This is a genomic window from Planomonospora corallina (genome assembly GCF_042650625.1).
Classification (GTDB): Bacteria; Actinomycetota; Actinomycetes; order Streptosporangiales; family Streptosporangiaceae; genus Planomonospora_B; species Planomonospora_B corallina.
In genome coordinates this window covers 108,008-131,336 of the sequence record NZ_JBHSBM010000005.1, presented here as the reverse complement: position 1 = coordinate 131,336, position 23,329 = coordinate 108,008, and the positions used below count along the sequence as shown (strand labels likewise).

Here is a 23,329-nt window from a genome sequence, read left to right as displayed (position 1 = left end):
GGAGCGGCACGGCGATCTACCGTGGGTCCGGTCATGGCCCGCCGCCCTGGCCGGAGACCCGCGGGCGGGGGCGGTCTCCGCGGCGACGAGGGCGGGACGGCCGTGTCATGTCCCGGGCGGTGGCCGGGGCCGGAGGGGAGACCGGGCCCGGCCACACCGGCCGGAGAGGCCGCCCGCGGCGGACGTCACGGTGCGTGGCGGCCACCCCCGCATGTTTGCCGTGGGTGGGGAGGGTAGCGCCTACCTCTGTAGGGAGGAGGCGCGTCATGGCGAACGCTACGAAAGAAGCCCTGTCCACCGGCGAACTGATCCGGCAGGTCTCCGAAGAGGTCTCCCGCCTGGTCAGGGACGAGATCCGGCTGGCCAAGATCGAGCTCGCGGAGAAGGGCAAGTACGCGGGACGCGGAGCGGGCCTGTTCGGCGGGGCCGGGGTCGTCGCCCTGTACGGCGGCGGCGCGCTGGTCGCCGCGGTCGTTCTGCTGCTCGCCCAGGTCATGCCCGCGTGGGCCGCCGCGGCGCTCGTCGGCGCCGTGCTGCTCGTCGCGGCCGCGATCCTCGGGTTCCGGGGCAAGCGCCAGGTGTCCGCGATGGGTTCGCCGACCCCCGAACGGACCATCCGCAGTGTCAAGGACGACATCGACGCCGTGAAGGAGAGGGCACACCGATGAGCGAGACCGATCCGGGTCCCGGCAGGGACATGTCGGAGGCGGGCGTGACCGGCGCCCGCAGACAGGAGATCGGCACCCCCATCCCCTCGGACGAGCGCGGGTCGCTGAACATCCCGCCGAACGAGCCGGAGACCAGGCCCGGCGCCGGCTCGGGGCGGGGGGCGTCCACCGGCGACCTCGGGCTCCCGCCCTGGGAGGGCGGGACGCCCCAGTCGTTCGGGAGCGACGCGGGTGCCGTCCGAGGACCGCAGAGTCCGGAGGAAGCCGTGCGGCGGGAGATCGAGGAGACCCGCCGCGAACTGGGAGACAGTGTGGAGGCGCTGATGCACAAGACCGACGTGAAGGGGCGCGTGCAGGAGAAGGCCGCCCACATGGGTGACGACCTCAAGCGCATGGGCGCGGCCACGGCCGGTACCGCCACCGGGCTGGTGGACCGCGTCAAGGGGGCGGCCCCCGAGATGCTGGACAAGGCCAAGCAGGCCACGCCCGCCGAGGTGAGGCACGCGGCGGAGAGGGTCTCGACCGAGGCCGGCCGGCGGCCGGCCGCGACCCTGGCGGTGCTCGGCGCCGTCGCGCTGGTCGTGGTCCGCGTCCTGCGGAACAGGAGGAGCAGCCCGTCCGGGACGGGCAAGGCGAAGCTCGTGACGGGCGGAGCGGTCGCGGCCGGCGTGTCGAAGCTCATGAGGAGCAAGTCGCCGGCGACGCGCATGCCGAGGATCACCAAGGGCGGGACGTCCGCGACGCGCATGCCGCGGCTCATAACGAGCAGCCCCACCGGGACGGGCATGCCGCGCCTGCGCAAGCACAACCCCACCGGGCTGGGGAGGCTGAAGTTCCGGCAGAGCAGGCCGTTCGGGGCCGGGTTCCTGAGCTCCGGCAAGGGTAAGCCGGTCGACATCGGGATCCTGCGCTTCCAGCGGAGCAAGCCCGCCGGGACCGGCATCCTGCGCTTCGGGAAGAAGGAGCCGGCCGGAGGCGCCCTCGCGCGGCTGCGGGGGAAGAGCCGGTAGATGAGCACGCCGCACGCGGCCCGGTCCAGCCACCAGGCGGACCGGGCCGCTCCCGAGACCCCCGCCCAGCTGTCGCCGAGGGACTGGTGGGGGGTGCTCAAGCGCACGGTCCGGGAGTTCCGCGACGACAGCCTGATGGACTGGGCCGCCGCGCTCACCTACTACGGGGTCCTGTCGATCTTCCCGGCGCTCATCGTCCTCGTCTCGCTGTTCGGCCTCGTCGGGCAGGACGTGATCTCCACGCTCCTGGCGCAGGTCTCGGCGGTGGCCCCCGCCGACGCCACCGAGCTGGTCGAGCAGCAGGTGCGGAACCTGCGGACCACCCAGGGCACGGGCCTGGTGGCGATCTTCGGTCTGCTGCTGGCCCTCTGGTCGGCCTCCGGGTACGTCGGGGCGTTCGTCCGGGCGGGGAACGCCATCTACGACATCGAGGAGGGACGGCCCTTCTGGAAGCTGACCCCGCTCCGGGTCGGCCTCACCCTGCTCCTGGTCCTCCTGCTGGCCGTCAGCGCGGTGATCGTCACCTTCACCGGGCAGCTCGCCCGGCTGGCGGGCGACGCGCTGGGGGTCGGCGACACCGCGGTGACGATCTGGAGCATCGCCAAGTGGCCCGTCCTGGTGCTGATCGTCTCGTGCCTGGTGATGCTGCTGTACTGGGCCGCCCCCAACGTCCGCCAGCCGGGCTTCCCCTGGATCAGCCCGGGAGGCCTGCTGGCGGTGCTGCTGTGGATCGCGGTCTCCGCGGGATTCGCGGTCTACGTGGCCAACTTCGCGTCCTACAACAAGACCTACGGCGCGCTCGGCACGGTCGTGGTCTTCCTCATCTGGCTCTGGCTGTCCAACATGGCGATCCTCCTGGGCGCCGAGTTCGACGCCGAGCTGGTGCGCGGCCGGAAGATCGCCCAGGGCCACCCCCCGGCCGCCGAGCCGTACGTCGAGCCGCGCGACCCCGCCGAGGAGGACCCCGGCCGTCCCGGCGGCGAGGGCCTCGGCCGCCCTGATGACGGAGGTCCGGCCCGCCCGGGCTGAGCCGCTCCGGGCGCAGGCCGGGCCGGTGGACGACGACTGCGCGACGGAGGGGCGGGGCCCTCCGGCCGCGGAGCGTACGCCGGACGGCCGGTCGTCCGCGGCCGGCCCGGTCGTTCCCCGTTTCCCCGCCTGTCCGTGCCGAAGGTCTCTTGGGCCGTTCCCGGGGGAGTCACGGGCCGGGGAAGGGCAGAGAGTCACCGCAGGGACCACCCGCGGGCCACGGCCCCCGGTGACGAGGAGGAGCGCGCATGGGGCGGACCGTGGTGATCGGAGCCGGGCTCGGGGGCCTGGCCGCGGCGATGCGGCTGGCCGCCGCGGGGCGGGACGTCACCGTGGTGGAGGCGCGGGACGCGCCGGGCGGCTGCTGCGGCAGCGCCCGGCTGGGGCCCTACCGCTTCGACACCGGGCCGTCGGTGCTCACCATGCCGGACGTCCTGGCCGGAGCCTTCGCCGCCGCGGGCGAGGACATGGACGACTGGCTGCCGCTGCGCCGGCTGGACCCGTACTACCGGCTCCGCTACCACGACGGCTCCCACCTGGACGTCGTGGCGGGCGAGGAGGCGATGGCCGAGGAGGTGCGGCGGCTGTGCGGCCCGGCCGAGGCGGACCGCTACCGGCGGTTCCGGGCCCGGCTCGCCGAGCTGTTCGCCGCCGAGTGGCCCGCCTTCATCGACCGGGACATGACGCGGCTGCGCGACCTCGCCGGGCCGGCGGCGCTGCTCCGCATGGCCCGCCTGGCCGCCCTGGGCGGCTTCCGGCGGCTGGACCGGCTGGTGGGCGCCCACCTCACCGACCCCCGGCTGGTCAAGGCGCACACCTTCCAGGCGCTGTACGTCGGCCTGTCGCCGCGGCAGGCGCTCGGCGTCTACGCGGTGATCGCCCACATGGACACGGTCGGCGGCGTCTACTTCCCCCGCGGCGGCGGCATGCACGCCATCCCCCAGGCGATGGCGGCCGTGGCGGAGAAGGCCGGGGCACGCCTCAGGTACGGCGTGCGCGCGGTCAGGGTCGAGACCGGCGCCTCGGGCGTCAGCGGCGTCCGGCTGGACACCGGGGAACGCCTGCCCGCGGACAGCGTCGTGGTCGCCTGCGACCTGCCGCACGCCCACGCCGGGCTGCTCCCGCGCGGCGCGGGCGACTGGCGGCTGCGCCGCCCCCGCTACTCGCCGTCCTGCCTGGTCCTCCACTTCGGCCTCGACCGGCGCCTGCCCGGCCAGGCCCACCACACCCTGCACTTCGGCGCGGACTGGCACTCCTCCTTCGCCGCCCTGGCCCGCGGCCGCCCCCAGCCGGACCCGAACCTGCTGGTCACCTACCCCGAGTCCGACGGCGAGGCCGCGCCCGCGGGCCACGCCACGCTCACCGTGCTGGAGCCCGCCCCCAACCTGGCGCACGGCCGCTGGGACGGGCTGACCCCGCGCCTGGAGGAGCGGCTGCTGGCGAGGCTCGCCGGCCTGGGCTACGGAGACCTGTCGGGCGCCCCCCGGATCACGTTCGACCCGCCCGGCTGGGCCCGGCTCGGCCACTCGGCGGGCACCCCGTTCGCCCTGGACCACCGCTTCCGCCAGACCGCCTGGTTCCGTCCGGCGGGCGCCGCCCGGCGCGTGCCCGGCCTGCACTTCGCGGGCATGTACACCGCGCCGGGCGTGGGCGTGCCCCCGGTGCTGATCTCGGGGCGGCTGGCCGCCGAACGCATCCTGGAGGCCGGCCGGTGACGTCCGCGCACCCGAGGGCGGCCGGGGCGCCGCCGGTCTCGCTGACCCGCAGCTACGAGCTCTGCCGCAGGCTCAACGCCCGGTACGGGCGCTCCTACTACCTGGCGACCCTGCTGCTGCCCGCCTGGAAGCGCCCCCACGTGCACGCCCTGTACGGCTTCGCCCGGTACGCCGACGAGATCGTGGACTCCTTCACGGTGACCGGGGACCGCGCGGCGGCCCTCGACCGGCTGGCGGGGCGGCTCGCCCCCGCGCTGGCCGGCGAGGCCACCGGCGATCCCGTGCTGCCCGCGTTCGCGCAGACCGTGCGCTGCTTCGGCATCGACCACGCCGACATCCGGGCGTTCCTGGCGTCGATGCGGGCCGACCTGACCGTCACCCGCTACGCCACCTACGACGACCTGCTCGGCTACATGGAGGGGTCGGCCGCGGCCATCGGCACGATGATGCTGCCCGTCCTCGAGCCGCTGCCGGGCCTGGCGGAACGGGCCCGCGAACCGGCCCGCCAGCTCGGGCTGGCCTTCCAGCTCACGAACTTCCTGCGCGACGTCGCCGAGGACCTGGCACGCGGCCGGGTCTACCTGCCCCTGGCCGACCTGGACCGGTTCGGCGTATCCGTCGCCGACCTGGGGCGGCCCGCCGCGGGTGCGGCCCTGCGCGAGCTGCTGGCCTTCGAGGCGGAACGGGCGCGCGGGCACTACCGGCGGGCCCGGGAGGGCGTGGACATGCTCACCCCCTCCTCCCGGCCGTGCGTGCGCGCCGCCTGCGAGCTGTACGGCGGAATCCTCGACCGGATCGAGGCCGCGGGGTACGACGTCCTGCGGGGCAGGACCACCGTGCCGCGCCGCCGCAGGCTGGTCGTCTTCGCCCGCCACCTGGTCGCGTCGGCCGCGGCGGACCGGGCGGAGCGCCGGGCGCCCGCCGGGACGGGACCGCGGCGGTGAGCCGGCCGGCGCGGCGGCTACGGCGGCGGGCCCGCGGCAGGACCGGGAGGACCGGGAGGACCGGGAGGACCGGGAGGACCGGAGGGGCCGAGAGGATCCGTGCCGTCCCAGGTTCCTTCGCTGCCGTACGGGGCGAACCGGGCGAACAGCTCCTCGGAGTACCAGTCCTCGTCCCGGGTCCGGCCGATCACCCGCCGGTGCGCCCCGTCCCGGTAGGCGAAGCCCCGCACGGCGGCGGCGTCACGCCAGAGCGAGAACGTGGCCTGCCGGGCCAGCGGCCACTCCCCGACGCCGAGTGAGGCCAGGCAGCCGTCCTGCTCCCGCAGCAGTCCGTCCACCGCCGGGACCGACCGGTAGAACGCGACGAGCCGGGACGGCCGGACCGACGCCCGGGTCAGCACCGCGACCGGCCCGCCGGCCCCGTCTCCGGCCGGGCCCGGCCCCCCGCTCCGGCGACCGCCCTCCGCCGGGCTCCGGTCCACCGGCCGGCCGGTGCACGGGGCACTCCCGGACGGGCCTGTCCGGTGCAGGCCGAACGGGTCGGCCCCGCCCCACCTCCCGCGCGAGGACAGCGGTGCCAGCCGTACCTGCCACCGCTCCAGGGCCCGGCGCCGCCAGCGCCCCGCCACCGGGGAGCGGGCCAGGAAGGCGTCCAGGTCCCGCTCGTCCCGCCAGACCGCGAACAGCGCCCAGCGGCGCAGGTCCGCGCCGAGGCCCGTGGAGGCGCCCCGGCCGGTGCCCAGCAGCCGCCAGAACACCAGCCCGGGGGTGCGCGCCAGTACCGGCCGGTCGAACGCCATGTACCGCATGGCCCCCGGATCCGCGTACCGGACGAGGTGGAACGAAGCGATGGTCCCCGTGCTCGTCGCCGTCATCGTGCGCTTCGGCCAGACCGCCCGGGCCGCGCGCGACCGGCCGGCGCCCGTGCGGGACCGCCCGGGGCCGCCGGAGCGGACCCTTCCGGAACGGGACCGGCCAGGACCGGTCCCGGCCCTTCCGGAACGGGACCTGCCGGACCGGCGCCCGCCCTGACCGACGGGTAGGTACGGCCCCGCCAGCGGCGCACCGGCTGGAACGTCGCGGCGGTCAGCCGCACCGCCGCCACCGGGTCCAGCAGCGGCGACAGCAGCACGCCCGGCCCCGGCCGCCGGTAGCTGCCGCGCAGCGCCCCGGCCAGCAGCAGCCGCACCGCCAGCAGCCCGAGGTCGAGCCGGGTGGGGCGGCCCGCGAGCAGCCGGAGCGCCGGCAGGGCGGCGGTGAGCCAGACCACCGCCAGGTCGGCCGCCTGCCGGGCGGGGGAGGTGACGTCGGCCAGCGACAGCGACCGGCCCCACTCCCGCCAGACCCCGGCCGCGGACTCGTGCATGTCGACCTCCAGCAGCCCGCCCGCGTCCAGGAACCCCACCCTCCAGCCGTCGGCGGCCAGGGTGCGGGCGAGCGCCACGTCGTCGGCCATGTGCCTGCGGGCCCGGGCGAACCCGTCCGCGGCCAGCATCGCCGTACGGCGGAAGGCCATGCACTGGCCGTTGGCCGGCATCCGGTGCGGGGGCGGCGGCACGCGCGGGCCGACGGGGCCGAGCCGGTAGACCAGCGTCGCCAGGAACGCGGCGTGCAGCGCCTGCTCGGCGGCCCCGTCGCAGACGAAACGGGGGCCCACGGTGACCAGGTCGTAGGCGTCCAGGGCCGCGGCGAGCGCCCCGAACAGGCCGGGCGCCGGGCGTGTGTCGGCGTCGAGGGTGACCACGACGTCGCCGCGGGCCGCCTCGACCCCGTGCCGGAGCGCCCACTGCTTGCCCACCCAGCCGGCCGGCAGGGGCGGGGCGGGGAGGACATCCGCGCCGAGAGCGGCGGCCAGCCGCGCCGTGCCGTCCGAGGAGCCGTCGTCGACCACGACGACCTCGGCCACGGCCGGGTCGGCGAGCGCCGCCGACAGGCACGGGCCGATGCGGTCCTCCTCGTCCCGGGCCGGGACCACCACCGAGATCCGCGCGGCGGGGGCGTGAACCGGGGCGAGCGGCGGCAGCCGGGTCCGGCCGCGGGCCAGCCGCGCGGCGGCGGTGACGGCGGCGGCGGCCTGCAGCGCGGTCAGCACCGCGGTGCGCGGGCTCACCGGGGGAAGTCCTGCGCCACCAGCGCCGCCACGATGCGGCCGCCCATCGCCACCAGCGGCAGGCCGCCCCCCGGGTGCGCCGAGCCGCCCACCAGGTACAGGCCGCGGCGCGGCCCCCGGTTCCCGGGGCGGCGCAGCGGGGCCAGCGGGCCGCCGTGCGCGCCGCCGTAGATCGCCCCGCCCCAGGCGCCGTAGCGCTCGCGCAGGTCGGCGGGGGTGAACAGGTCGACGAAGCGGAGCCGGCCCGACAGGTCGAGCCCCCGCTCCGCCAGCCGCTCCAGGACCAGGTCCCGGTAGGCCTGCGGGGACATCGGCCACCGGGAGGGGTCGCGGGCCGGGACGTTGGCCAGCACCGTCCAGCTCTCGCACCCGTCCGGCGCCTGCGACGGGTCGTCGACGGCCGGGCAGCCGACGTAGAGCGTCGGATCCTCCGGCGGGCGCCGCCGGTCGAAGACGTCGGCGAACTCCCGCCGGTAGCCGGAGGAGAAGAGCACCGAGTGGTGCGCCAGTCCCTCCGTCCGCCCCTCCACCCCGGCCAGCAGCAGGAAGGCCGAGGACGACAGGCCGAGCGAGGCGATCCGGCGCAGCCGCCGCCGGTCCGGCAGCAGCCGCCCGTACAGCGCGGCCGCGTCGGTGTTGGCGACCACCGCGTCGGCGCGCACGCGCTCGCCGGAGGCCAGCCGCACCCCCAGCACGCGCTCGCGGTCGGCGAGCACCTCGGCGACCTCGGTCTCCAGGGAGACCTCCACGCCGGCCTTCTCCAGCGCCGCGGCCAGCGCGTCCGCGAGGCGGGGCAGCCCGCCCGCCACGTACCAGCCGCCCCCGCCGTGCTCGAGCGCGACCGCGCTGCCCAGCGCGGCGGGCGCCCTGTAGGGACTGGACCCGGCATAGGTGGCGTAGCGGCCGGCGTACTGGCGCAGCCGCGGGTCGGTGAAGAACCGCCGGGCCAGCCCGTCCAGGGTCCGGCCGGGCGCGACCGCCAGCAGGTCGCGGGGGCGGACGCCGCCGTGCGGCCGGGAGAGCGCGGGCCCGGCGAAGAAGGTGCGCCGCGACGCGGCGAGGCACTCGCGGGCCCAGGCGTGGAAGGCACGCCAGCCGTGCCCCTGCCCGGGAGCGAGGCGCTCCACGGCCGCGGCCATGCGTTCCGGGTCGCGGTGCGCGGTCAGCACCGAGCCGTCGGCGAAGCGGTAGCGGCACAACTCGCGCGGCTCGACCAGATCCAGCGCCAGGCCCAGGCCGGTGAACAGCTCCGGCAGGGTCAGCAGGGACGGGCCGAGGGAGAAGGCGAAGCCGTCGCGCCGGTGCTCGGCGAGCTTGCCGCCCAGCCGGGGCAGCCGCTCGCAGACGCGGACCCGGTGCCCTGCGCGGGCCAGCAGCAGCGCGGCCACCATGCCGCCGACGCCGCCGCCCGCCACGATCACCTCCGCCATCGCCGCCCCCAGGCGAGCAGGACGAACACTCCCATGCAGCTCCCTCCGGCGGCGGAGACCAGCGGGTCGGGCGGGTCGAAGACCGCCGCGAACCCGATCGTCTCCATGACCGCCATCACGGTGTAGATCGCCAGCAGCCCGGTGCTCCGCGCCGCCGGTTCGGCCGTCGTCCGCTCGACCACCGCCATCACCAGCAGCGAGACCAGCAGCCAGCCGGCGAAGTTGGCGAGCGGGACGCCCCGGTAGGGGCCGGGATCGTGCCAGACCCAGAGCCCCAGCCTGATCATCTGCGGATCGAGGAACAGGTCCCACGCGGTGAGCGCCGCCGCGCCCAGCGCCACGCGGCCGGCCCGGCCGCCCGGCAGCGCGGCGGAGGCCGCCGCGTGGGCGGCCAGGCCCATGCCGCCCCAGGCCAGCGCCACGACCACCGGGACCCCGCCGAGCTGCGGCTGGAGCACGCCGGTGTAGTGGTAGTCGCCGAACGGCAGGCCGGTCCTGAGCCCGATCCACTCCGCGGCGTACCCGATGGCGGACGCGGCGCCGAACGCGGCGGCGGCCCGGGGGAGGGTGTGGACCGCCGCGGCGAAGGCGAGCGCGCCCGCCGCGAGTAGGAGCACCACCACGCCGGTGAGGAGGATCGGGCGCGGATGCAGTCCGGTCGCCACCTGCGCCGCCACCATGGCCGCCAGGAGCGCGGCCCCGGCCCGGTTCCACGCCGTGCGGGCGGCGGGCCCGCCCGCCGGGCGCGCCGTACGGCCCGCGGCCACGGCCTGCTCACCGGTCACGGTGTCCTCCCACCCGTGTCCTCCCGCCCGTGTTTTCCCGCCCGTGTTTTCCCGCCCACCCGCGTCCTCCTGCCGTCCGCACGCGCGCCGCTCGCGATCCGTCCCACGGATGGTTCTCTCCCGCCGCATGCATCCGGCACCTCCTGTCCGGACCTGGTTCGGGGAAACCCGGTGGTCACCGGGGCGGACGGCCGTACGGCCGGGGCGGGGCGGGCCGGGGCGCGGGGGAGCGCGAGGGAGGAGGGAGAGGCCATTGACCGCGCAACGATCCTGCCGCTAGCGTCGGGAACCCCGTCGTCAGGGGGCCGGGCGGCACCGGGGAGCACCGGGGAGCACCGGGGAGCACCGGGGAGCACCGGGGAGCACCGGGGAGCAGGGCCCGGGCGGCTCCGGGGAGCAGGGAGAAGGCGTGACCGTGCACGGACCCGGCCTCGGCCGGTACTACGAGGACTTCACCGTCGGCGACGTCTACCGGCACCCGCTCGGCCGCACGATCAGCGAGGCCGACAACACCTGGTTCACGCTGCTGACGATGAACACCAACCAGAACCACTTCAACGCCCACTTCGCGGCGGGCGCCCCGGTCGGGAGGATCATCGTCAATTCGGGGCTCACCGTGGCGATCGTGCTCGGCCTCTCGGTCGTCGACGTCAGCCAGAACGCGTCGATGAACCTCGGCTGGGAGGAGATCCGGCTGACCCACCCGGTCTTCGTCGGAGACACGCTCTACGCCGAGTCGATCGTGCTGGACAAGCGCGAGTCGGGCTCGCGGCCGTACGCCGGGATCGTCACCTGCCGCACCCGCGGCCTCAACCAGGACGGCGACGAGGTGCTGTCCTGGCGGCGGAGCGTCATGGTCTACAAGCGCGACGCCCCGCACGACAAGGGCTTCTTCCCGGAGGCCAGGAACGGCCCCATGACGATCTAGCGGGCGGCGCCCCACCCGGACGGCGCCCCCCACCGGGCGGCCCCCACCCGGGCGGCCCCCACCCGGGCGGCGCCCGCCCGCCCCCTCCCGCACGGCTGAAAGGACGCAAGGAGTGGATTTCGAGCTGAACGACGAGCAGCGGCTGTTCCGGCAGACCCTGCGGGAGTTCGTCGACGCGGAGATCGTCCCGGTCGCCCCGGAGTGGGAGCGGACCGGCCGCTACCCGGCCGAGATCGTCGAGCGGTTCAAGGAGATGGGCCTGTTCGGGATCACGGTCCCCGAGGAGTACGGCGGGCTCGCGCTGGACCGGGTCTCCTTCGCCCTCGTCTTCGAGGAGATCGCCCGCGGCTGGATGGGCGTGGCCGGGGTGCTCGGCTCGCACTCCCTGTCGGCGTGGATGATCGCGAAGTACGGCACCGAGGAGCAGCGGAAGGCCTACCTGCCGGACCTGGCCACCGGCGCCCGCCGTACCGGGATCGCGCTGACCGAGCCGGGCGCGGGCACCGACCTGCAGGGCATCGCCACCCGCGCGGTGCGCGACGGCGACCACTACGTGATCAACGGCACCAAGACGTGGATCACCAACGCCCGGCACGCCGACCCGATGCCCGTCCTGGTCAAGACCTCGGTCACCGATCCGGCGCACCGGGGCATGTCGCTGATCCTCGTCGAGGCCGGCACCCCCGGCTACTCCGTCAGCCGCGACCTGCCCAAGCTCGGCTACAAGGGCACCGAGACCTGCGAGGTCGTCCTCGAGGACGTGCGGGTCCCGGTCTCGGCCCTGCTCGGCGGCGTCGAGGGCCGGGGCATGCAGCAGGCGCTCTCGGCGCTGGAGCTCGGCCGGATCAACATCGCCGCCCGCGCGGTCGGCGTCTCCCAGTGCGCCTACGACGCCGCGCTGGAGTACTCCCGCCAGCGCCGGGCCTTCGGCAGGCACATCTCCGGCTTCCAGGCGATCCAGCTCAAGCTCGCCGACATGGCCACCGAGATCCAGGCGGCCCGGCTGCTCACCTACTGGGCGGCGGTCCGCTCGGAGGCGGGCGCGGTGAACGCCGAGGCTGCGATGGCCAAGTACTTCGCCTCGGAGACGGCGCTGCGCACCACCATGGAGGCGATGCGCATCCACGGCGGCTACGGCTACTCCCAGGAGTTCGTGGTGGAGCGCCTCTACCGCGACGCGCCGCTGATGGCCATCGGCGAGGGCACCAACGACGTGCAGCGCATGGTCATCGCCAAGTCGCTCGTCTCGGGGGCCGCCCGGGTCGGCTGGTGAGCCGGCCGAACGGAATATCGGAAATATCCAGAAATGTGAGGTAAACCACCTCCGGAAACTGTCCGATCGGTCAGATCCTGACCGATCGGACAGGCATCCTTGAAGGAGGAGGTGGTTCCGTGTCGCGCAGCGCCCGCCCGGGCACCCGTGAGGAGATCCTGGACGCCGCGTCCAGGCTGTTCGCCGCCACGGGGTTCAAAGGCACGTCGTTGCAGGACATCGCCAGCGCGGTCGGCTGCTCCAAGGCCGCCCTGCTGTACCACTTCGACGGCAAGGACGCGATCCTGGGCGAACTGCTGGCCCCGGCCGTCGAGGCGTTCCGCGACCTCGACGCCCGCCTGGCCGCCCTCGGCGACGAGGCCGTGCGGTCCGCGGCCGTCGAGGGCTACGTGGACCTCGTGCTCCGCTTCCGCCGCGAGGTCACGGTGCTGTACGGGGACATCCCGGAGCTGCTCCAGCGCCCGGCCTTCGCCGGCGTGCACGAACTGATCGAACGGCTCAAGGACGCGCTGGCCGGGCGCTCCCGCACCCCGCAGGCGCACGCCGCCGCGCTGCTGGTGCTCGGCGGCGTGCCGATCGCCTGCATGGAGCAGCTCGACCTACGTGACGACGAGTTGCGCGCCCTCCTGGCCGGGAGCGCGGTCCGCGCCCTCGACCTCCCCGGCGCCTGACGGCGCCCCTCCGAACTCCCGCCTCCTCCTTCCGGTTTTTCCGATATTCCCGATAAGGATTTCTGATGGCCACCTTGCTGTACCGGCTCGGCCGAGCCTCCTTCCGCCACCGGCGGATGGTCCTCGCCCTGTGGCTGGCCGTACTGGCCGCCCTGGGCGGGTCCGCCGCCGCCTTCATGGGCTCCATGGCGAGCAACTTCTCGATGCCCGGCACCGAGGCGCAGCGCGCGCTCGACACCCTGGCCGAGCAGTTCCCGCAGGCCTCCGGGGCGGCCGGCACCATCGTCGTGGCGGCCCCCGAGGGGCGGCAGCTGACCTCCGGGCAGGACGCCGCGACCGTCCAGGCGCTGGTCAAGGAGGCCTCGACCCTGCCCGGCGTGCTGGCGGCCCTCGACCCGTTCCAGACCAAGGCGTTCTCCCCGGACGGCCGGTACGCCCTGATCCAGGTGCAGTTCGCCACCCGCGGCGACGAGGTGACCGACGCCCAGCGCGAGGCCTACGCGAAGGTGGGCAAGGCCGCCGAGGGCACGGACCTGAAGGTGGCGGCCGGCGGTGAGGTCATGACCGCCGAGCCCGAGATCGGCTCCACCGAGGCCCTCGGCGTCGCCGTCGCGGCGGTCGTGCTCGTCATCACCTTCGGCTCGCTGGTCGCGGCCGGGATGACCCTGCTCAACGCGCTCATCGGCGTCGGCGCCGGCATGGCCGGCCTCTACGCCCTCAGCGGCGTCATCGAGCTGACCACCACCGCCCCGATCCTCGCCCTCATGCTCGGCCTGGCCGTCGGCATCGACTACTCGCTGTTCATCACCTCCCGGCACCGGCAGAACCTCGCCGAGGGCCTGGAGCCCGAGGAGGCCGCCGGGCGCGCCGTCGGCACCGCCGGCTCGGCCGTCGTCTTCGCCGGCGCCACCGTGGTCATCGCGCTCGCGGGCCTGGCGGTGGTCGGCATCCCGTTCCTGACCATCATGGGCCTGGCCGCCGCGGGCACCGTCGCCGTCGCCGTCGCCGTGGCGATCACGCTCCAGCCCGCGCTGCTCGGCTTCGCCGGCCGCCGCATCCTGCCCCGCAAGCACCGCGCCGCCGTGCCGGAGACCGGCGAGGGCGCCGGCACCGAGGAGAAGGACACCGAGGAGAAGGACACCGAGGAGAAGAAGGAGCGGCACCCCTTCAGCTTCCGCTGGGGCTACTTCGTCACCCACCACCGGCTCCCGTTCATCCTCGCCGGCGTGGTCGCCCTGGGCGCGCTGGCCGTCCCCGCGGCGGACATGCGCCTGGCGCTGCCCGACCACGGCACCGCCCCGGTCGGCTCCTCCGCGCGCGAGGCCTACGACCTCACCGCCGAGGGCTTCGGCCCCGGCTTCAACGGCCGGCTGGTCGCCGTCGTCACGGCCGGCTCCGCGCAGGCCACGCAGCAGGCCGTCGGGCAGGCCGTCCAGCTGATCCAGAGCACGCCCGGCGTGCTCGCCGTCGCCCCGCAGGGGGTCAACGCCGAAGGCACCACCGCGCTGCTGAGCGTGATCCCCAAGACCGGCCCGACCGACGAGGCGACCGAGACGATGGTCCACGAGATCCGCGAGCGGGTCTCCGGCGTCTCCGGCGCGGAGATCGCCCTGACCGGCGTCACCGCGATCGGCATCGACATCTCCGAGAAGCTCGCCGACGCCCTCCCCGTCTACCTGCTGCTCGTCGTGGGCCTGTCCGTCCTGCTGCTGATGCTGGTCTTCCGCTCGGTGCTCGTCCCGGTCAAGGCGGCCCTCGGCTTCCTGCTCACCGTCGGCGCCACCTTCGGCATCACCGTCGCGATCTTCCAGGAGGGCCACCTGGCCGGCCTGGTCGGCCTGGACACGCCCGGCCCGCTGGTCAGCTTCCTGCCGATCCTGCTCATCGGCATCCTGTTCGGCCTCGCCATGGACTACCAGGTCTTCCTGGTCTCCCGGATGCGGGAGGACTTCGTGCACGGCGACACCGCCCGGCAGGCCACCGTCAACGGCATGGGCCACGGCGGCCGGGTCGTCACCGCCGCCGCGCTCATCATGATCTCCGTCTTCGGCGGCTTCGTGTTCATGGACGACCCGATCATCAAGTCGATGGGCTTCGCCCTGGCCCTCGGCGTCGCCGTCGACGCCTTCGTGGTCCGGATGACGATCGTGCCGGCGGTCATGTCCCTGCTCGGCGACAGCGCGTGGTGGCTGCCCCGGTGGCTGAACCGCGCCCTGCCCAACGTCGACATCGAGGGCGAGGGGCTCCGCGCCCACCTCGACCGCGACGCCGAGAGGGTCCCCGCCGGGGTCTGACGGCGAGCCGCCGCCCCCGGGTCCCGCACCGCGAACCCGTCCCGGCCCCCGGACTCCGGTCCGGGGGCCGCCGCGTTCCGGGGCCGCTGCATTCCGGGGGCCGCCGCGTTCCGGGGCCGCTGCATTCCGGGGGCCGCCGCGTTCCGGGGCCGCTGCATTCCGGGGGCCGCCGCGTTCCGGCGGGCGGCGTGCTCCGGTGGGCGGCGTGCTCCGGGGCGCGGGCCGGGGCGCGGGCCGGGGCCGTGCGGGTCGCCGCGGGCGGACGGGGCGGATAGGGTCCGGGGCGTGGAACCCGTCGTCGCCGTCCTACTGGTCGCCGCCCTGGTGGGCGTGCCCACCCTGGTGCTCTGGCGGGTGCTGCGCGGCCGCCGGGAACTGGGCAGCAGCCCGGCGGAGCGGGCCACGTTCGAGACCCTGCACACAGCCTCCCTCGCGGCGCCTCCGCTGCGCGCCGGCCTGACCGAGGCCGGCGCGCAGAAGGCGTCCCGGCACCTGCGCGCGCTGCTCGGCTCCCCGGCGCTGGCGATCACCGACCAGGAGCGGCTCCTCGTCTACGACGGCGAGGGCGACCACCACGCCCAGCAGGCGTTCGAGCACGCCGGCGAGACCCTGGCCGACGGCCGCACCCAGGTCCTCGGCCCGGAGGTCATCGCCTGCGACGGCCCGGAGTGCCCGATCCGGTACGCGGTCGTGGTGCCGCTGGCCACCGACGGCCGGGTGGTCGGCTCGCTGGCCGCCTACGGCGGTCACGCCTCAGCGGGACTGGTCCGGGCCGCCCACGAGGTCGCCAACTGGGTCGACTCGCAGCTCGAGCTGGCCGAGCTCGACCGCTCCCGGACCCGGCTGATGGAGGCCGAGGTCCGGGCGCTGCGCGCGCAGATCTCCCCGCACTTCATCTACAACTCGCTGACCACGATCGCGAGCTTCGTGCGCTCCGACCCCGACCGCTCCCGGGAGCTGCTGCTGGAGTTCGCCGACTTCACCCGCTACTCCTTCCGGCAGCACGGGGAGTTCACCACGCTCGACGAGGAGCTGCGCTCCATCGACCGCTACCTGACCCTGGAGCGCGCCCGCTTCGGCGACCAGCTCGAGGTCACCCTCCGCATCGCGCCGGAGGTGCTCCCGGTGGCGGTGCCGTTCCTGTGCCTGCAGCCCCTGGTGGAGAACGCCGTACGGCACGGCCTGGAGAGCAAGCCCGGCGTGGGCCGCATCACGATCATCGCCGAGGACGCCGGGACCGAGTGCCGGATCAGCGTCGAGGACGACGGGGTCGGCATGGACCCCGAGCGGCTGCGCCGCATCCTGGCAGGTCACGCCGACACCAGGTCGGGGACCGGGGGAGTGGGCCTGGCCAACGTGGACGAGCGGCTCCGCCAGGTCTACGGCGACGAGTACGGCCTGGTGGTGGAGACCGGCCACGGCGCCGGGACGAAGGTGAGCGTCCGCCTGCCCAAGTACCATCCCGGCGTCTCGGCCCGTTGATCCGCCCCCGCCGCCCCCGCCGTCCCGCAGGCTCTCCGCGGGACGGGTCCCCCACCCCGGAGGTTCGATGAGCGTCAGCCGTACCGGCGTCCCCGGCCCGGCGGCCGGTCCGCGGAAACAGGAGAGACCGGCCCGGGACGGGCTGGGGCGGCGGTTCTGGACGCTCTTCTCCTCCAGCGCCGTCTCCAACCTCGCCGACGGCGTGGGCCGGGTCGCCCTCCCCCTGCTGGCGGTGACCCTCACCCGCGACCCGGTGCTCGTCGCGGCGCTGTCGTCGCTGACCATCCTGCCGTGGCTGCTGTTCGCGATCGTCAGCGGCGCGCTGGTGGACCGGCTCGACCGGCGCCGGGTGATGGTCGCCGCCCAGCTCGTGCGGGCCGCGGTCGTCGGCCTGCTCACGGCGGCGGTGCTGGCCGGTCAGGCGGCGCTCTGGATGCTCTACGCGGCGGCCTTCGTGCTCGGCGCCGTCGAGACGCTCTACGACAACGCGGCCCACTCCATGACGCCCTCGGTGGTCCGGCGCGACCAGCTGGAGAAGGCCAACGGCAGGATGGAGGCCGCCTCGACCGTCGCCGAGAGCTTCCTGGGCGCTCCGCTGGCCAGCGCGCTGTTCGTCGCCGCCGCCGCGCTCCCGTTCCTGGCGAACTCGCTGGGCTTCCTGCTGGCGGGGGTGCTGCTGCTCCTGCTGCCCGGCCGCTACCGGGCCGAGCCGGAGGGGGAGCGGGAGGCGAACCTGCGCGCGGAGATGGCCGAGGGCGTGCGCTGGTTCTGGAACCACCGGCTGATCCGCGGGCTCACCCTGGTGGCGGGCCTGACCGGGGCCGCGTTCACCGCCGTCATGTCGGTGCTGGTGCTGTACGTGACGGACGTGCTGGGGTTGCCCGCCGCCGCGTACGGCTGGTTCACTCTGGCCTCCGGGGTCGGCGGCGTGGCGGGCGGGCTGGTCGTGCCGGCGCTGGTGCGGCGGTGGTCGCGGGCCGCGGTGATGGCCGTCGCGCTGACGGTGCCCGGGCTCTGCTTCGTGCTCATCGGCCTGCTGCCGTCCCCGGCGGCGCTGGCGGCCGCGATGCTGCTGGGCGGCGGGTCGCTGCTGGTGTGGAACGTGCTGATCATGTCGGTGCGCCAGGCGCTGGTGCCGGCGCACCTGTTCGGCCGCGTGCTCGGGGTGATCCGCACGCTGCTGTGGGGCCTGATGCCGCTCGGCGCGCTGGGCGGCGGCCTGCTGGCCCGCCTGTACGGCCTGCAGACCCTCGCGGTGGCCGGCGGCTGTGCGCTGGTGGTGCTCATGGTGCCGCTCTCGGTGACGCTGTACCGGCACCGGGCCCTGCTCCGCACCCTGGACCGGCCGGAATCTGTTGACACGTGATGTCTGATTCATCACTCTTTAGGGGATTCCGTGGTGGACGATCCGGAGGGGCGAGTGTGAGCGGCCTGCGTGTCCTGGCGGTGGACGACGAGCTTCCCGCGCTGGAGGACCTGGCCTACCTGCTGCGGGACGACCCGCGCATCGAGGAGGTCGCCCTCGCCAGGGACGGCGCCGCGGCGCTGCGCGCGCTGGACCGCGCCATCGCCGACGGGCGCCCGATCGACGCGGTCTTCCTCGACATCCGGATGCGCGGACTGGACGGCGTGGTGCTCGGTAGGCTGCTCTCGCAGTTCGCGAATCCACCCCGGGTGGTCTTCGTGACCGCCTACGAGGAGCACGCCGTGGACGCCTTCGAGATCAAGGCCGAGGACTACCTGCTCAAACCGGTCCGCCCGGAGCGGCTCGCCGAGGCCATCCGGCGGGTGTGCGTCTCGGCCGAGATCCCCGACGCCGACGGCGCGGGCCGTACCGACCCGCAGACGATCCCGGTCGAGCTCGGCGGCGTGACCCGGTTCGTCTCCAGCAGCGACGTCCGCTACGTCGAGGCGCAGGGCGACTACGCCCGCCTGCACACCGCCGGGGGCAGCCACCTGGTGCGCATCTCGCTGGCGACGCTGGAGGAGCGCTGGGCCTCGGCCGGGTTCGTCCGGGTGCACCGCAGCCACCTGGTCGCGGTCAAGCACATCGACGAGCTGCACATCGACTCCGGCCGCTGCGTGGTCCGCGTCGGCGGCGCCGAGATCCCGGTCAGCCGCCGGCACACCCGCGAGCTGCGCGACCTGCTGGTACGGCGGGCCCGCAAGGGCAGGCCCGAATGACCGCAGGGCAGGACGGCGGCGCGGCCGAGCGGGGACCGGGGCAGCGGCGCCGGGTCGAGCGGGCGCTGCGGGTGGGCGACCGGCTGGGCCGGCCCGCGGAACGGCCCCGCCGCCAGGTCGTGACCAGCCCCAGGACGCAGGCGGCGCGCCGCTCCCGGTACCCCGCCACCCGGGAGATCGACGAGCAGACCCGCCTGGGCGAGGTCTACATGCGCTCCCTGGTGCGCACCCAGTTCAGGCTCGCGCTGTTCGTGTGCACCGTGCTCGCCTGCGTGGTGGGCGGCCTGCCGCTGCTGTTCCTGCTCGTGCCCGACCTGCGCGAGCTGCACCTGCTCGGGATCCCGCTCCCGTGGGCGGTGCTCGCCGGACTGGTCTACCCCGCCCTCGTCGGCGGGGCCTGGTTCTACGTACGGCAGGCCGAGCGCAACGAGCGCCACTTCGCCGACCTGATGGAGAGCGAATGACCGGTCTCTCCGGCGGCAGGGCCGACAGCAGGGCCGGCAGCGGGACCGGCGGCGGGGCCGGCCGCGCATGAACACCGCCTACGGGCTGGCGGCCGTCGTGGTCGTGGTGCTGGCCGCCGTCCTCATCGGGGCGTTCGGCCTGCGCCTGTCGCGCACCACGTCCGACTTCTACGTGGCCTCGCGCACGGTCTCGCCCCTCTGGAACGCCTCCGCGATCGGCGGGGAGTACCTGTCGGCGGCGTCCTTCCTCGGCATCGCCGGGCTGATCCTGGCCTACGGCGCCGACATGCTCTGGCTCCCGGTCGGCTGGACGGGCGGCTACCTGGTGCTGCTGGTCCTGGTCTCCGCGCCGCTGCGCCGCTCGGGCGCCTACACGCTGCCGGACTTCGCCGAGGCCCGCCTGGAGTCGATGGCCGTGCGCCGCTGCGCCAGCGTGCTCGTGGTGCTGATCGGCTGGCTGTACCTCATGCCGCAGTTCCAGAGCGCCGGGCTGGTGCTGCGCACGATCACCGGGGCGCCCGCCTGGGCCGGGGGAGTGCTGGTGGCCGTCGTCGTCGCGGTCAACGTGCTCTCGGGCGGCATGCGCTCCATCACGTTCGTGCAGGCCTTCCAGTACTGGATCAAGCTCACCGCCCTCGCCCTGCCCGTGGTCTTCCTGCTGCTGGCCTGGCGCGTGGACGGCGCGCCCGCCCCGGCCGGGGAGACGCCCCCGGCCTTCGCCGAGCGGACCACGGTCACCGTGGCCGCGGACGTCACCGTGCGGGTGGACGCGCCCGTCCGGGTGACGGTCACCGGGCGCCTGGACGGGAGCTCCCACGACCGGGCGCCGCTGACGCTGGCCCCCGGCCCGCACACCGTCGGCCACGGGACGGAGATCACCTTCCCTGCGGGGGCCTCGGTCCCGCACGCCGAGCACCTGCCCGCGCTCTCCGACCGGCAGTGGGCGCTGCCGCTGGAGAGCCGCGACCACCCGCTGTACGCCACCTACTCGCTTATCCTGGCGACCTTCCTCGGCACCATGGGCCTGCCCCACGTGCTGGTCCGCTTCTACACCAACCCGGACGGCCGGGCGGCCCGCCGTACCACGCTGGTGGTGCTCTCGCTGCTGGGCGCGTTCTACCTGCTGCCGGCGATCTACGGCGCGCTCGGCCGGATCTACACCCCCGAGCTGCTGATGACCGGCCGGACCGACGCCGTGGTGCTGACCCTGCCGGGACGGCTGGTCGGGGGGACGGCGGGGGACCTGCTCTCGGCGCTGGTGACGGCCGGGGCGTTCGCCGCGTTCCTGTCGACCTCCTCCGGGCTGACGGTCTCGGTGGCCGGGGTGATCGGGCAGGACATCCTGCGCGGAGGGGTGAGCTCGTTCCGGGTGGCGACCGTGCTCGCGGTGGCCGTCCCGCTGGCCCTGGCCACCGCGGCGCGCGCGCTCCCGGTGGCCGACGTGGTGGGCCTGGCGTTCGCGGTGGCCGCCTCGTCGTTCTGCCCGCTGCTGGTGCTCGGCATCTGGTGGCGGCGCTTCACCGACGCCGGAGCTCTGGCCGGGCTGCTGGCCGGCGGAGGGCTGGCCTGCGCGGCGGTGCTCACCACGATCATCGGCGGCCCCATCGAGGGCTGGGCGGGGGCCCTGCTGGCGCAACCGGCCGCCTGGAGCGTGCCGGTCGCGTTCCTCGTCATGGCCGTCGTCTCGCTGCTCACCCCCGGCCGCGTGCCGAAGGGGGTGGCCCGCACGATGGTCCGCCTGCACACCCCCGAGACGCTGAACGTCGACCGCGGCGACTGGCGGCCCCGCGGCGCCTGACGCCGGTCCCGGCCGCCCACCCGGGGGGTCCCGCTGTTCGCGGCATCTCTGTCGTTCCCGGCATCTCTGTCGTTCCCGGCATGCCCGCCGTTCCCGGCCGCTCGGAGGGGCCCTGAACAGGGAGCGCGGGACGAAAGGTCCATCCCATGTGCCGTTCGGCGCACGGGATGGACCTTTCGCCGCAGGCCGTACCCGGTTGAACGCGGCCCGGCGGCGGCTGGGCGACGGACCGTCCCGGGGGTCTCCTCGCGGACCGCCGCCCGCTCCTACGGTGTCCGTGACTCAGATCACACCTGTGGGAGGTCTCCCCTTGACCACCAGACAACATGACGCATCGGTTTACGAACAGGTGCAGGAGAGTGAGCGGTTCCAGGAGCTGAAGCGCCGCTTCCGGTCCTGGACCTTCCCGATGACCGTCGCCTTCCTCGCGTGGTACCTGCTGTACGTGGTGTTGTCCGGCTGGGCGCGCGACTTCATGGGCACCAAGGTCCTGGGCAACATCAACATCGCCCTCATCTTCGGCTTCCTCCAGTTCGTCTCCACGTTCGGGATCGCCTGGGCCTACTCGCGGCACGCCGAGAAGAAGCTCGACCCGATCGCGGACGAGATCCGCCACGACATCGAGGGGCGGACCGAATGAGCTCCCAGACGCTGTCCACCGTCCTGTTCCTGCTCTTCGTCGCCGCGACGCTGGGCATCACCTTCTGGGCCAGCCGGCAGACCAAGGACGCCGCCGACTACTACGCCGGCGGCCGGTCCTTCAGCGGCGCGCAGAACGGCCTGGCCATCGGCGGCGACTACATGTCGGCCGCCAGCTTCCTCGGCATCGCCGGCATCATCGCCCTGTCCGGTTACGACGGCTTCCTCTACTCGATCGGCTTCCTCGTCGCCTGGCTGGTGGCGCTGCTGCTGGTCGCGGAGCTGATGCGCAACTCCGGCAAGTTCACCATGGCCGACGTGCTGGCCTTCCGGATGAGCCCGCGCCCGGTCCGCACCGCGGCGGGCGTCTCCACCATCGTCGTGTCGATCTTCTACCTGCTGGCCCAGATGGTCGGCGCGGGCGCGCTGGTCGGCCTGCTGCTCGGCATCGAGGGCGAGGCGGCCAAGGCCTGGACGATCGTCGGCGTCGGCATCCTGATGATCGTCTATGTGGTCGTCGGCGGCATGAAGGGCACCACCTGGGTGCAGATCGTCAAGGCCGTGCTGCTGATGGGCGGCGCGACCCTGGTCACGCTGCTGGTCCTCGGCAAGTACGGCTTCAACCTCTCCTCCCTGCTCGGTGACGCCGCCGCGCAGAGCGGCAAGGGCGACGCCTTCCTCAACGCCGGAGGCAAGTACGCCACCGAGGCGCAGGGCCTGGCCGGCAAGCTCGACCTGATCAGCCTCGGCCTGGCGCTGGTGCTCGGCACCGCCGGCCTGCCGCACATCCTGATCCGCTTCTACACCGTGCCCACCGCGAAGGAGGCGAGGAAGTCGGTTCTGTGGGGCATCGGCATCATCGGCACCTTCTACCTGCTCACCCTCGTGCTGGGCTTCGGCGCGGCGGCGCTGGTCGGAGGAAAGGCGATCATCGCGCAGGACCCGGCGGGCAACACCGCGGCGCCGCAGCTCGCGCTGGCGATCGGTGAGGCGATCTTCGGCGAGGTGGGCGGCACGATCCTGCTGGCCGTCATCGCGGCCGTCGCCTTCGCCACCATCCTGGCGGTGGTCGCCGGCCTGACGCTGGCCTCCAGCTCGTCCTTCGCCCACGACCTGTACGCGCACGTGTTCAAGCGCGGCAACGTCACCGACAAGGAGGAGGTCCTGGTCGCCCGGATCTCCGCCTTCGTCATCGGCGCCTTCTCCATCGGGCTGGGCATCCTCGCGCAGGGGCAGAACGTGGCCTTCCTGGTCGCGCTGGCCTTCGCGGTGGCCGCCTCGGGCAACCTGCCCGCGATCCTCTACAGCCTGTTCTGGAAGAACTTCAACACCGCCGGCGCGACCTCGGCCATCTACGGCGGCCTGGGCTCCGCGCTCCTGCTGGTGATCTTCTCGCCGGTCGTGTCGGGCAAGCCCACCTCGCTCTTCCCGGACGCGGACTTCGCATGGTTCCCGCTGAGCAACCCCGGCCTGGTCTCCATCCCGCTCGGCTTCCTGGCCGGATGGCTCGGCACCAAGCTCAGCAAGGAGTACAACGCCGCCAAGTACGCCGAGATCGAGGTCCGCTCGCTCACCGGCGTCGGCGCCGAGAAGGCCGCCCAGCACTAGTCCGGACCCCTCACCGGACGCGGCGCCGTCCCCGGTGGCGACCAGGTCGCCACCGGGGACGGCGCATGCCGCCGCCCAGGCCGTGCACCGCCCGGTCCAGGCCGTGCACCGCCCGGCTCAGGCCGTGCACCGCCCGGCTCAGGCCGTGCACCGCCCGGCTCAGACCGTGAACCGCTCGACGATGCCGTGCAGCTCGGCGGCCACCTGGTCGAGCCGGTCGGCGGTACGGCGGGTCTCCGCCGCCCCCGAGGTGGTGACCGCGGCGGCCGCGGCGACGTCGCCGATGCCGGCGGCGAT

At 74.7% G+C, this 23,329-nt stretch carries 20 protein-coding genes; 16 read left to right on the top strand and 4 right to left on the bottom strand.

Features of this window, described 5'->3' with window-relative positions:
• Positions 1 to 266 precede the first annotated feature (266 nt).
• The 5 genes from ACFOWE_RS01275 to ACFOWE_RS01255 all read left to right on the top strand — a co-directional run bounded on the left by ACFOWE_RS01275 (position 267) and on the right by ACFOWE_RS01255 (position 5,366).
• The gene (locus ACFOWE_RS01275) at positions 267 to 668 is read left to right on the top strand and encodes a phage holin family protein (RefSeq protein ID WP_377284865.1); all 402 of its coding nucleotides are present in this window, start codon (positions 267 to 269) and stop codon (positions 666 to 668) included.
• Positions 665 to 1,678: a DUF3618 domain-containing protein gene (locus ACFOWE_RS01270; RefSeq protein ID WP_377284864.1), complete on the top strand. Its 1,014-nt coding sequence runs from the start codon at positions 665 to 667 to the stop codon at positions 1,676 to 1,678. The genes ACFOWE_RS01275 and ACFOWE_RS01270 overlap by 4 nt, the downstream gene beginning before the upstream one ends.
• Positions 1,679 to 2,707, top strand: coding sequence for a YihY/virulence factor BrkB family protein (locus ACFOWE_RS01265; RefSeq protein WP_377284863.1), 1,029 nt, complete (start codon positions 1,679 to 1,681; stop codon positions 2,705 to 2,707).
• A 248-nt stretch (positions 2,708 to 2,955) separates the two neighbouring features.
• Positions 2,956 to 4,422 (top strand): phytoene desaturase family protein, encoded by a 1,467-nt coding sequence (gene crtI, locus ACFOWE_RS01260; RefSeq protein WP_377284862.1) that lies wholly within the window; start codon positions 2,956 to 2,958, stop codon positions 4,420 to 4,422.
• Positions 4,419 to 5,366: a phytoene/squalene synthase family protein gene (locus ACFOWE_RS01255; protein ID WP_377284861.1), complete on the top strand. Its 948-nt coding sequence runs from the start codon at positions 4,419 to 4,421 to the stop codon at positions 5,364 to 5,366. The genes crtI and ACFOWE_RS01255 overlap by 4 nt, the downstream gene beginning before the upstream one ends.
• Before the next feature lie 17 nt (positions 5,367 to 5,383).
• Here the strand turns inward: ACFOWE_RS01255 and ACFOWE_RS01250 are convergent, their stop codons facing one another.
• From ACFOWE_RS01250 to ACFOWE_RS01235, 4 genes are read right to left on the bottom strand one after another with little or no spacing between them, the layout of a single operon-like run.
• On the bottom strand, positions 5,384 to 6,241 hold the full coding sequence (locus ACFOWE_RS01250; RefSeq protein ID WP_377284860.1) for a spheroidene monooxygenase: 858 nt from the start codon (positions 6,239 to 6,241) through the stop codon (positions 5,384 to 5,386).
• Complete coding sequence (locus tag ACFOWE_RS01245) at positions 6,238 to 7,476, bottom strand: glycosyltransferase (RefSeq protein ID WP_377284859.1); 1,239 nt, start codon at positions 7,474 to 7,476, stop codon at positions 6,238 to 6,240. Before ACFOWE_RS01245 ends, ACFOWE_RS01250 begins: the two co-directional genes overlap by 4 nt.
• Positions 7,473 to 8,906 (bottom strand): phytoene desaturase family protein, encoded by a 1,434-nt coding sequence (locus tag ACFOWE_RS01240; protein ID WP_377284858.1) that lies wholly within the window; start codon positions 8,904 to 8,906, stop codon positions 7,473 to 7,475. Before ACFOWE_RS01240 ends, ACFOWE_RS01245 begins: the two co-directional genes overlap by 4 nt.
• Positions 8,894 to 9,691, bottom strand: coding sequence for a carotenoid biosynthesis protein (locus tag ACFOWE_RS01235; RefSeq protein WP_377284857.1), 798 nt, complete (start codon positions 9,689 to 9,691; stop codon positions 8,894 to 8,896). Before ACFOWE_RS01235 ends, ACFOWE_RS01240 begins: the two co-directional genes overlap by 13 nt.
• A 409-nt stretch (positions 9,692 to 10,100) precedes the next feature.
• Between ACFOWE_RS01235 and ACFOWE_RS01230 the strand changes: the two genes are divergently transcribed.
• From ACFOWE_RS01230 to ACFOWE_RS01180, 11 genes are all read left to right on the top strand, one after another.
• The gene (locus ACFOWE_RS01230) at positions 10,101 to 10,619 is read left to right on the top strand and encodes a MaoC family dehydratase (RefSeq protein WP_377284856.1); all 519 of its coding nucleotides are present in this window, start codon (positions 10,101 to 10,103) and stop codon (positions 10,617 to 10,619) included.
• 112 nt (positions 10,620 to 10,731) lie between these two features.
• Positions 10,732 to 11,892 (top strand): acyl-CoA dehydrogenase family protein, encoded by a 1,161-nt coding sequence (locus tag ACFOWE_RS01225; RefSeq protein ID WP_377284855.1) that lies wholly within the window; start codon positions 10,732 to 10,734, stop codon positions 11,890 to 11,892.
• A gap of 119 nt (positions 11,893 to 12,011) precedes the next feature.
• The gene (locus ACFOWE_RS01220; protein WP_377284854.1) at positions 12,012 to 12,563 is read left to right on the top strand and encodes a TetR/AcrR family transcriptional regulator; all 552 of its coding nucleotides are present in this window, start codon (positions 12,012 to 12,014) and stop codon (positions 12,561 to 12,563) included.
• A gap of 65 nt (positions 12,564 to 12,628) precedes the next feature.
• Positions 12,629 to 14,857, top strand: a complete 2,229-nt coding sequence (locus ACFOWE_RS01215) for an MMPL family transporter (RefSeq protein ID WP_377284853.1) — start codon at positions 12,629 to 12,631, stop codon at positions 14,855 to 14,857.
• Positions 14,858 to 15,142: 285 nt separating this feature from the next.
• The gene (locus ACFOWE_RS01210; RefSeq protein ID WP_377284852.1) at positions 15,143 to 16,339 is read left to right on the top strand and encodes a sensor histidine kinase; all 1,197 of its coding nucleotides are present in this window, start codon (positions 15,143 to 15,145) and stop codon (positions 16,337 to 16,339) included.
• A 67-nt stretch (positions 16,340 to 16,406) separates the two neighbouring features.
• Entirely contained in the window at positions 16,407 to 17,705 is a 1,299-nt protein-coding gene (locus ACFOWE_RS01205; RefSeq protein ID WP_377284851.1) for an MFS transporter, read from the top strand.
• Positions 17,706 to 17,761: 56 nt separating this feature from the next.
• The gene (locus ACFOWE_RS01200) at positions 17,762 to 18,523 is read left to right on the top strand and encodes a LytR/AlgR family response regulator transcription factor (protein WP_377284850.1); all 762 of its coding nucleotides are present in this window, start codon (positions 17,762 to 17,764) and stop codon (positions 18,521 to 18,523) included.
• Complete coding sequence (locus ACFOWE_RS01195; RefSeq protein WP_377284849.1) at positions 18,520 to 18,987, top strand: hypothetical protein; 468 nt, start codon at positions 18,520 to 18,522, stop codon at positions 18,985 to 18,987. Before ACFOWE_RS01200 ends, ACFOWE_RS01195 begins: the two co-directional genes overlap by 4 nt.
• Before the next feature lie 67 nt (positions 18,988 to 19,054).
• Positions 19,055 to 20,785 (top strand): sodium/solute symporter, encoded by a 1,731-nt coding sequence (locus ACFOWE_RS01190; RefSeq protein ID WP_377284848.1) that lies wholly within the window; start codon positions 19,055 to 19,057, stop codon positions 20,783 to 20,785.
• 349 nt (positions 20,786 to 21,134) lie between these two features.
• Positions 21,135 to 21,425 carry a DUF485 domain-containing protein gene (locus tag ACFOWE_RS01185; RefSeq protein ID WP_377284847.1) on the top strand — a complete coding sequence of 97 codons (291 nt, stop codon included), beginning with the start codon at positions 21,135 to 21,137 and terminating at the stop codon, positions 21,423 to 21,425.
• Positions 21,422 to 23,032, top strand: coding sequence for a solute symporter family protein (locus ACFOWE_RS01180; RefSeq protein WP_377284846.1), 1,611 nt, complete (start codon positions 21,422 to 21,424; stop codon positions 23,030 to 23,032). Before ACFOWE_RS01185 ends, ACFOWE_RS01180 begins: the two co-directional genes overlap by 4 nt.
• The last annotated feature ends 297 nt before the right edge of the window (positions 23,033 to 23,329 follow it).

What these genes read in the sequence shown, in the direction of transcription:
- ACFOWE_RS01275 (WP_377284865.1), top strand. Translation starts at nt 267, where the DNA reads ATGGCGAACGCTACGAAAGAAGCCCTGTCCACCGGCGAACTGATCCGG.
- ACFOWE_RS01205 (WP_377284851.1), top strand. Translation starts at nt 16,407, where the DNA reads ATGAGCGTCAGCCGTACCGGCGTCCCCGGCCCGGCGGCCGGTCCGCGG.
- ACFOWE_RS01265 (WP_377284863.1), top strand. Translation starts at nt 1,679, where the DNA reads ATGAGCACGCCGCACGCGGCCCGGTCCAGCCACCAGGCGGACCGGGCC.
- ACFOWE_RS01180 (WP_377284846.1), top strand. Translation starts at nt 21,422, where the DNA reads ATGAGCTCCCAGACGCTGTCCACCGTCCTGTTCCTGCTCTTCGTCGCC.
- ACFOWE_RS01250 (WP_377284860.1), bottom strand. Translation starts at nt 6,241, where the DNA reads ATGACGGCGACGAGCACGGGGACCATCGCTTCGTTCCACCTCGTCCGG.
- ACFOWE_RS01240 (WP_377284858.1), bottom strand. Translation starts at nt 8,906, where the DNA reads ATGGCGGAGGTGATCGTGGCGGGCGGCGGCGTCGGCGGCATGGTGGCC.
- ACFOWE_RS01215 (WP_377284853.1), top strand. Translation starts at nt 12,629, where the DNA reads ATGGCCACCTTGCTGTACCGGCTCGGCCGAGCCTCCTTCCGCCACCGG.
- crtI (WP_377284862.1), top strand. Translation starts at nt 2,956, where the DNA reads ATGGGGCGGACCGTGGTGATCGGAGCCGGGCTCGGGGGCCTGGCCGCG.
- ACFOWE_RS01190 (WP_377284848.1), top strand. Translation starts at nt 19,055, where the DNA reads ATGAACACCGCCTACGGGCTGGCGGCCGTCGTGGTCGTGGTGCTGGCC.
- ACFOWE_RS01270 (WP_377284864.1), top strand. Translation starts at nt 665, where the DNA reads ATGAGCGAGACCGATCCGGGTCCCGGCAGGGACATGTCGGAGGCGGGC.
- ACFOWE_RS01195 (WP_377284849.1), top strand. Translation starts at nt 18,520, where the DNA reads ATGACCGCAGGGCAGGACGGCGGCGCGGCCGAGCGGGGACCGGGGCAG.